The organism is Roseofilum sp. SBFL (assembly GCF_017746885.1).
In the GTDB taxonomy this organism is placed as follows: Bacteria; Cyanobacteriota; Cyanobacteriia; order Cyanobacteriales; family Desertifilaceae; genus Roseofilum.
The window spans coordinates 1-3700 of record NZ_JAGHZH010000055.1; the positions used below are offsets into that span (position 1 = coordinate 1).

Below are 3700 nucleotides of genomic sequence, written 5' to 3' on the forward strand. Positions count from 1 at the left end.
ACAACGCCATCGCCATTGCAGAATGTCTGCGAGGACTGGCCAAAATTAACGCTAAACAACGCCATTATGAAAGGGCCCGACAGTTGTGGCAAGAGGCTCTAGATTTGGCCAGTCAGTTTCGCTATCACGAGCATCCCCTATACCCGTTGCTGATGGCAGATTTAGCTGCCGTGCATGTGTTTTTAGGCGATCGCCCCAGTGCGGAAATTTTGTACGAAAAAGCACAAGAAAAAGCATTGAGGATTTATGGCAAACAGCATCAAGTGGCGATCGCCATTATCCACGATTACCATGCCCTTTGCACTCTTTCAAAATCTTTAGATCGTAAAATGGTTGAAACCTTATCCTAAAAATCAAAATAAATATAGGGGAGTGCCCCTTGAGGAGCAAGTAACCACACTAAATATAAACTGACGGGAATTAAGACTAACTTAATGGGCCAATTGAGCTGTAAATTCAAGCGTCGCTGCAATAAAAACAGAAGCGTCATGAGACCGACTAGAGCGAATAAGATCCAGGTGAATTGTAGGCGATCGATCCCCAGAGTATCAAGATAAATTTTCTGGGTAAATTGGGGGTCGGCCTGTTTGCCAAATAAATGGGAAATGGCAAACCAAGAGTCTTTTAAGTTGGGGAGGCGGAAAAAGATCCAGGCGGTAAATACCATGAATTGGGTTATTGCCCAAGCCAATAGTGTGCCCAGTAAACTTTGCCAAAATGCTTTTAAGGCATGACTTTGCTTGGATAAACTATCCATTAAACGATGGAAAACAAGGGCTAATCCATGATAAATACCCCAAACAACAAAGCCCCAAGCTGCACCATGCCAAATTCCAGCAATGAACATGATAATTAGTAAATTGAAACAAGTTCTGAATAATCCTAAACGGGAGCCTCCTAAAGGAAAATAAAGATAGTTTCTCAGCCAATTTCCTAGGGTCATGTGCCAGCGTCTCCAGAAGTCGGCAATGCTGGTGGTAAAATAGGGGTCTTCAAAGTTTTCTGGTAAAGTTAAGCCGAGTAGAATGGCACTGCCCCGCACAATATCGACATAGCCACTAAAATCTAAAAAGAGTTGGAGTCCATAGGCAAGGGTGGCTAACCATAAATCCCAACTTCCGGCACGGACGAGGTGGGTAAAACTGAGGTCTACAATCATGCCCAAACGGTCAGCAACCAGGGCTTTTTTCGTGGCTCCTAATGCAATCAGCCATACCCCTTCTGTAAACATTTCGATCGATGGAAATTGAGGCGTTCTCAGTTGGGTGGTGAGTTGCTGATACAGGGTAATGGGGCCGGAAATTAGCTTGGGAAAAAAGAGTTTATAAGCAGCAAACTTGGTAAAACTTTTAGCAGCAGGTGCGCCACGATAAACATCAACTAAATAGGCGATCGCCTCAAAACAGAAGAAACTCAGTCCCAAGGGAGCGATTACATTGTCACTCACCCAGTCCGCAGAAGCCGTAGCAGTGGGGATTTGCCAGATCTCGCCGACGGAACCGAGGACAAAGGGAATGTACTTAAAGCCGAATAACAGAAAGACATTTAAGACGATTCCAACGACGAGAATAAAAAAGCGCCGCTGATTCCAACCCGCTTGGGCGAACTGCCATTCTTGGTTAGATAACTGCCAATCTTGACCGTGGGAACCTTGGACGGAATCGGGAACTAGGACTTTGGCTAAACTATAGTTAACCCAAGTCATGGCTAAAAGCAGCGGCAGATATTGGGGTTGCCAAGAGGCGTAAAAGATTAATGAGGCGATCGCCAGTAACAGAAACCGCGTTTTCCCGGATTGACTTGACCAATAGAGGATGCAGACGCTGAATAAAAATACACCATAGAGGAGGGACGTGAAGCTCATTGGTTATGGAGTGGGACAATAGAGAAATAGGTGGGCAGGGAGACAGGGAAGATCATTAAAAGTTAAAATTATAGATATTCAACATCATAAATGCTTAATCTATAAACATCAATTAAATTCCCCGTAGGGGCGGGTTATACCCAAATCTAGAACACCCACCCATCAACCCTCAAAACCCGCCCCCACCCCACTTGTACCCTCAAAAAGTAATTCAAGAAATCACCCAGTATAATATTCTAAAAAATCCTTAACGGTCAAAATTAGAATTTGCTGATATTCTAATAAAACCAATAAATCTTTATCACCAGTAATAATGATATCCGCTTCCGCAGCTAGGGCCGTGGCTAAAACTACGCGATCATCTCTATCGCGCAATTCGGGGACATCTAATTCTGAAATAGAATAAACCGTGACTAATTCTTCTGTTCCTCTCAGGAGTTCTTCTGGGGTAAACTCTAGAGATTGAATTTTCTGTTGCAGTTTCTCATAACTGAAAGTCATCTTTAGTTCTGCTAACAACGCAGGAGAACTACAAATATGAATCTGCTGAGTTCTTGCCAAAGCAATCAGTTGGCCGGGTAAACCACGCCATAGCCAAGCAGAAACCCAAACATTGGTATCTAGAACCACCTTCATCAAGCTTTTCTATTTTGGCGGACTTCGCGCACGATCTCGCAAATTTCTTCTATACTCAGTTTCTCCGAATCATCTGCTTGTGTTTCGAGGTTTGCTTCCCATTTTTGCCAATCAAATGCAGGGGATTGGATTGATTTAGCTTTGGTTAAAGTAATTGCTTCTTCGCTAATGGAGACTAAGTATTGTTCCCCGGGATTGAGTCGGGCTTGCACTTCTGGCGGTAGTTCCAGCGTTTTTTCTGGTGTGACGGTAATGGTAAGGGTTTGAGCGTTTTCCATTGTCCTGATTGGGGGCAATTTGATCTTGAATTGAGTCTAGCTTTTCCTGATGGTTAGACGCAGTGCCTACACCGATTCAATTTTATCACACATCCCCAATCCTATTCCCCAAAAACCGTAGGGGCGGGTTATACCCAAATCTAGAACCCCCACCCTTGTCTAGAAACCCGGTTTCTTCAAGAAACCGGGTTTCTGGTTCCCCACCATTTCTTCAGCAAAAAAGTGGAATTGGACAACCCTTCGACTCATGTTCGCGAACATCACCTACTAAGCTGCCCAACGCCGGTTTATTTTCGGATGCTCTCGCGAACATCACAGGAATAGGTCTTGACTCTTCAGAAATACGCCCCATTCATTCCCATAAATGAGTTCTGAGTGCGAAGAGTAATCGCCAAGGGACAAACCACGCGAAAACCGAAGTTGTTGTTCCTATTGTCCGCCGCATTCCTATTGCGATTCTGAGAGCGACAATTGTCTGAATTGTTGTTCCAACAACCGCCACGAAGCAGCCGGAGTTGCCTACCCCTTCTTTACTCCCTAGAAAAGACCAGCGAAGCAAATATCTGTTGACGCAATCGCCAGGTGTCGCCATACTCCAGATGGGCGCACCAGCTTTGCCAAGACTGTTGAATTTGGTCTATTGTTATTTTACCTTGAGCGTAGTCATTTTGTAATGTTCGCCATCGCCGCCTTGCTCGTCTGAGGTTTTCATTGCGAACCCGAATACAGTCGGGGAACATACGAAAGCCTAAAAAATTAGCTCCATGGCGAGTCAAAAATATTTGACTTTTAATCGGATGGATTTTTAGCCGCAATTGCACTAAATACTGTTCAATTTCCTCTCTGGCTTCCCTGAGAAATTGGAAGTCATTCGAGAACAGAGCAAAATCATCCACATAGCGAACATAGGACTTAACTCTAA

The 3700-nt window shown here is 44.3% G+C and carries 6 protein-coding genes; 1 reads left to right on the top strand and 5 read right to left on the bottom strand.

The features are described 5' to 3' along the window. Positions 1-350 (top strand): tetratricopeptide repeat protein (locus J7545_RS06420; RefSeq protein ID WP_318719315.1); only part of this gene is annotated, 350 nt, incomplete at its 5' end. Here the strand turns inward: J7545_RS06420 and J7545_RS06425 are convergent. From J7545_RS06425 to J7545_RS06440, 5 genes are all read right to left on the bottom strand, one after another. Then, entirely contained in the window at positions 347-1864 is a 1518-nt protein-coding gene (locus J7545_RS06425; RefSeq protein ID WP_318698199.1) for an MBOAT family O-acyltransferase, read from the bottom strand. The genes J7545_RS06420 and J7545_RS06425 overlap by 4 nt on opposite strands. A 219-nt stretch (positions 1865-2083) precedes the next feature. Next, on the bottom strand, positions 2084-2500 hold the full coding sequence (locus J7545_RS06430) for a putative toxin-antitoxin system toxin component, PIN family (protein ID WP_318698200.1): 417 nt from the start codon (positions 2498-2500) through the stop codon (positions 2084-2086). Next, on the bottom strand, positions 2500-2778 hold the full coding sequence (locus tag J7545_RS06435) for a hypothetical protein (RefSeq protein ID WP_318698201.1): 279 nt from the start codon (positions 2776-2778) through the stop codon (positions 2500-2502). The genes J7545_RS06430 and J7545_RS06435 overlap by 1 nt, the downstream gene beginning before the upstream one ends. Before the next feature lie 335 nt (positions 2779-3113). Beyond that, on the bottom strand, positions 3114-3287 hold the full coding sequence (locus J7545_RS23930; RefSeq protein ID WP_413038983.1) for a hypothetical protein: 174 nt from the start codon (positions 3285-3287) through the stop codon (positions 3114-3116). Positions 3288-3308: 21 nt separating this feature from the next. After that, on the bottom strand, positions 3309-3700 hold a 392-nt coding region (locus J7545_RS06440), incomplete at its 5' end, for a reverse transcriptase domain-containing protein (protein WP_318719316.1).

What these genes read in the sequence shown, in the direction of transcription:
- J7545_RS06425 (WP_318698199.1), bottom strand. Translation starts at nt 1,864, where the DNA reads ATGAGCTTCACGTCCCTCCTCTATGGTGTATTTTTATTCAGCGTCTGC.
- J7545_RS06435 (WP_318698201.1), bottom strand. Translation starts at nt 2,778, where the DNA reads ATGGAAAACGCTCAAACCCTTACCATTACCGTCACACCAGAAAAAACG.
- J7545_RS06430 (WP_318698200.1), bottom strand. Translation starts at nt 2,500, where the DNA reads ATGAAGGTGGTTCTAGATACCAATGTTTGGGTTTCTGCTTGGCTATGG.